The 517-nt window shown below is 28.8% G+C and carries 1 protein-coding gene; it reads left to right on the plus strand.

Annotated elements, in window-relative coordinates:
• On the plus strand, positions 1-195 hold a 195-nt coding region (locus PYV02_RS15335; RefSeq protein WP_275759948.1), incomplete at its 5' end, for a hypothetical protein.
• Positions 196-517 lie beyond the last annotated feature (322 nt).

The following is a 517-nucleotide window of genomic DNA, read 5'->3' on the forward strand; positions in this document are numbered from 1 at the left end:
ATTGAAGAAACATTGGTTAAAAAACTAGATAGCTTGCTATTTAATTTAGATTCTATATTAGTTGATAATTTATTTTCATTTATTATCTGTTTAGATGAAGAGAAATATCTAACTGTAGGATGTAATCTACCACTAATATCGCAAAATAAACTAGCAGTATTACAAAAAACCTTGTTCGATTTTAAGTTTTGTTGAGAGAAAATGTGTGTTTGTTTAAAAGCTATTGATCTATTAGTAGCCCTTAAAATGAAACGGTTAGCAAGAATATAAAAACTATACGATATGTTGTGTAGTAATATATCAGCTCTGGAGTTTAAGCCTGTAAAGTCCTGTATGCAAAAATGGGTGAAACTGATAAAGTCAACTATCGCATTAAAAAAGGCAACCAGGATGTTCGGGAAAATGTATAAATTTATTAAGTAGATTAAGTTTTTCATTTTAATTTTTTATTATGCACTCTCGTAGTCCATTCACGTCCCTGTATCATTTGTATCGGTATAACCATTATTCTTTCTCT

This window comes from Antiquaquibacter metalliresistens (genome assembly GCF_029211225.1).
GTDB lineage: Bacteria > Actinomycetota > Actinomycetes > Actinomycetales > Microbacteriaceae > Rhodoglobus > Rhodoglobus metalliresistens.